The sequence below is a fragment of the Trinickia sp. genome (assembly GCF_051953405.1).
Lineage (GTDB): Bacteria > Pseudomonadota > Gammaproteobacteria > Burkholderiales > Burkholderiaceae > Trinickia.
This window is the reverse complement of the sequence record NZ_JBQCIV010000088.1, coordinates 1-2773: the sequence shown is the minus strand read 5'-3', so window position 1 is coordinate 2773 and position 2773 is coordinate 1. Positions and strand designations below refer to the sequence as shown.

Annotated in this window: 7 protein-coding genes and 1 pseudogene; all 8 read left to right on the top strand. The window is 61.7% G+C overall.

The features are described 5' to 3' along the window. Window positions 1-454 (top strand): tail fiber domain-containing protein (locus tag ACTHN9_RS15795; RefSeq protein WP_440537717.1); only part of this gene is annotated, 454 nt, incomplete at its 5' end. After that, complete coding sequence (locus ACTHN9_RS15790) at window positions 451-942, top strand: hypothetical protein (RefSeq protein WP_440537716.1); 492 nt, start codon at window positions 451-453, stop codon at window positions 940-942. The genes ACTHN9_RS15795 and ACTHN9_RS15790, both read left to right, overlap by 4 nt. 10 nt (window positions 943-952) lie before the next feature. Further along, window positions 953-1279: a hypothetical protein gene (locus ACTHN9_RS15785; protein ID WP_440537715.1), complete on the top strand. Its 327-nt coding sequence runs from the start codon at window positions 953-955 to the stop codon at window positions 1277-1279. Then, window positions 1272-1466 carry a hypothetical protein gene (locus ACTHN9_RS15780; RefSeq protein WP_440537714.1) on the top strand — a complete coding sequence of 65 codons (195 nt, stop codon included), beginning with the start codon at window positions 1272-1274 and terminating at the stop codon, window positions 1464-1466. The genes ACTHN9_RS15785 and ACTHN9_RS15780 overlap by 8 nt, the downstream gene beginning before the upstream one ends. After that, window positions 1459-1833: a hypothetical protein gene (locus tag ACTHN9_RS15775; protein ID WP_440537713.1), complete on the top strand. Its 375-nt coding sequence runs from the start codon at window positions 1459-1461 to the stop codon at window positions 1831-1833. Before ACTHN9_RS15780 ends, ACTHN9_RS15775 begins: the two co-directional genes overlap by 8 nt. Continuing rightward, on the top strand, window positions 1830-2321 hold the full coding sequence (locus ACTHN9_RS15770) for a lysozyme (protein WP_440537712.1): 492 nt from the start codon (window positions 1830-1832) through the stop codon (window positions 2319-2321). The genes ACTHN9_RS15775 and ACTHN9_RS15770 overlap by 4 nt, the downstream gene beginning before the upstream one ends. Then, window positions 2318-2563 (top strand): hypothetical protein, encoded by a 246-nt coding sequence (locus ACTHN9_RS15765; protein ID WP_440537711.1) that lies wholly within the window; start codon window positions 2318-2320, stop codon window positions 2561-2563. The genes ACTHN9_RS15770 and ACTHN9_RS15765 overlap by 4 nt, the downstream gene beginning before the upstream one ends. A 25-nt stretch (window positions 2564-2588) precedes the next feature. Then, a pseudogene (locus ACTHN9_RS15760) lies at window positions 2589-2773 on the top strand (hypothetical protein); the annotation flags it as partial.

Sequence of the window (2773 nt, the reverse complement as noted above, 5' to 3'; positions counted from 1 at the left end):
CAGCGACTCTGTTGGCGACTGCATTCAGCTAACGGGCAATGGCACGACGACGCCGAACAAATTCATGCGCGTCAACAGCGGCGCGTTCCAACTGCTCAACAGCGCATATTCATCCGTCATTGCGACGCTCGACGATGCCGGCAATTTCACGGCGGCCGGCAACATCACGGCGCAGTCGGACGAGCGCTTGAAGGGCGAGTGGGAATCCCTGGGCGCAGATTTCATCGAGCGGTTGGCCGCAGTCAAGAGCGGCACATACTCGCGCGTGGACATGGAAGACGGTAAGCGCCACACCGGGGTCAGTGCACAGTCCCTGCAAGCGCTCCTGCCCGAGGCCGTGCTTGAAGGGCCGCAAGGACTGCTCTCGGTGGCGTACGGCAATGCCGCGCTGGTGGCTTGCGTCGAACTCGCGAAAGAGATCATGCGCCTGCGCGCGCTGATGGAGTCGAAATGACGCTCCCAGCCTCGTTCCCGCTCTCCATGTCGCAAGTCGCGACGGAGCTTGGCCTGTCGCTGCCGCTGTCGCTCAATCATCCGTGGGTGATCGCGCTGGGAGGGGTCGGGCCGACACTCCCCCTCGGCTTCTCTGATCTTCTCGGCCAAAGCGGGCATGTGAATGCGAACGGAACAGTTCAACAAATAAGCAATGTTGACTACCGCGTTAATTTAACGGGAACCCCATTTTTTAGCCGATTCGGTGGCTATATTTCAACCCTCGAAGAAACGACGTTTAGCACGAACCTGCTCGTCTCTAATACGGATCTCCACCCAACCTATACCGGGAAGATAAAAATAATCAACACGACGCTCGGTGATTCGCTCGTCCTTTCGTACATTGGGAGCGGCCAATGGGGCGGCGCTACCGGGGGTGGGGCGGGCGGTATCGGGATATTCGGACACGCCGGCGCAACCTATAACTTCACAATCTACCCTTCGAATTAACGGGGCATTCATGGATCAACTTCAAGCAGCCATCCGAGAAAACGCAGAAGCGATCGCCGAAGTAAAAGCACGCGTCGATGGGCACGATGAGGATATAGCTCGGCACGAGCGGCATATCTCGAAACTCGACGAGACGATAGGGATGTTGCGCGAGACGATGGGGCGCGTAGCGACGCGCGACGATATCGCGGATCTGCGTAAGGACGTGAGCGATCGATTCGACGCCCGCGCACGCGATGCGCACAACTCGATTCCTGTGAAGCTGGCTGCATGGTTCGGCGGCGTCATGGCTCTGCTGGGCTTGATCGAATTCGCCTTGGGGCACTGGCATGGATGATGAGACGATCGAAGGGCGCTTTGCGCTCCTCGACGATCGGCTGGACCACTTCGGCGAACGAATCGATGCGCTTGAGGAAGGGCGCCAGGAGAAGCATGCACGCGCCATCAATTGGGCGATGCTGGCGCTCTTCGTCGTCGAGGTGGTGATCGGGGTGGCCGAGCTCTGGATGATGCGTCATGCGTGAGCGCTTGTTTCGCCTGTATGTGACGGTCCGCAATCCGAAGTACTTCCTCTGGCTGCTGTTCGCTTTCATCGCGTCCTCACTCTACGCGCATCTGCGGCTCGGATACGACGGTGACTTCGGGCTCACAAACCTGATCCTGTCGATTGAGGCGAGTTCGGCCGGCGCGGTGCTTATGGTCGTGGCCGACGCCAGCGCCGAGCTGTGCGAGCGGATGCTGAAAGCGATTCTGGAGATGGTCACGGAGATCCGCGCGAATACCGCGGCGACGCTCGCGATTGCCGAGGCACAGCGCGATATGCAAGCCGATCTACTGCGCCTACTGAGCAATCCGCGCGTGCTCAGGGCGCTTACCGAGAAGGAGCAATGATGCAAGCATGGCTTGAAAAGGCGATCGAACTCGCCAAGCAGTTCGAGGGGTGCCGTCTGGAGGCGTACCCCGATCCGGTCTATGGATGGCGCCGGGCAACGGTTGGCTATGGCGCCACCGGGCCGGCGATCGTCGAAGGAACAGTCTGGACGCAGGCACAGGCCGACGCGGATCTGGCCTATCGGATGGGCGGCATCGGATCGCATATCGATACGCTCGTCACGGTGCCCATCAGCGACGAGCAGAAGGCCGCGCTATGCGATCTGGCCTACAACATCGGGCTCGGCGCATTTGAGCGCTCGACGCTGCTCGCCTGCCTGAACGTCAACCACATGCAAGGTGCGGCCGATCAGTTCATGGTCTGGACCAAATCAAACGGCATCGAACTCGGGGGCCTTGTTAAGCGCAGGGACGCCGAGCGCGCGCTCTTTACCCTGGGGGCGGATTTTTCGGGGGAGTCTCAACCGCAAGAGGAGGTGCAATCGTGAATCAAAGCTCACCCGTCACGACGGGCGCCGCGGCAGTCAGCGGGGCCATGATCGGCGGCGTCATCGTATGGGCGTGCGGCACGCTCAAGATCGCAGCGCCGCCGGCTGACGTGGCCGGCACCATGGGCGCGCTTGTGCTCGCCGGGCTCCACGTCGTGTGCAACGCCATCGCCAATCGCCCGAGCAAGGGCGCGCAGTCCCCGGCCGCTCCGGCCACCCCCGCATCACCCGCCCAGCAGTAACCTCCACCTCCCGAAAGGACTCACCATGAAACGCATGCTGCTTCTCGCGGCAGGGATTGCCCTGGCCGCTCTTTCCGCTTGCACGGCTACCGAGCTGCAAAACGCAAACAACACCCTGGCCGCCGGCTGCAAGATCGGTGCGCCGACCGGTAACGCAATCGCCGCAGGCACCGGCAACCCGGTCGCCGTAGGCGCTGCGGCCGCCAATAC

Bases quoted from the DNA above. Each gene is read 5' to 3' on its own strand.
- ACTHN9_RS15775 (WP_440537713.1), top strand. From the start codon at position 1,459: ATGCGTGAGCGCTTGTTTCGCCTGTATGTGACGGTCCGCAATCCGAAG.
- ACTHN9_RS15785 (WP_440537715.1), top strand. From the start codon at position 953: ATGGATCAACTTCAAGCAGCCATCCGAGAAAACGCAGAAGCGATCGCC.
- ACTHN9_RS15790 (WP_440537716.1), top strand. From the start codon at position 451: ATGACGCTCCCAGCCTCGTTCCCGCTCTCCATGTCGCAAGTCGCGACG.
- ACTHN9_RS15780 (WP_440537714.1), top strand. From the start codon at position 1,272: ATGGATGATGAGACGATCGAAGGGCGCTTTGCGCTCCTCGACGATCGG.
- ACTHN9_RS15770 (WP_440537712.1), top strand. From the start codon at position 1,830: ATGATGCAAGCATGGCTTGAAAAGGCGATCGAACTCGCCAAGCAGTTC.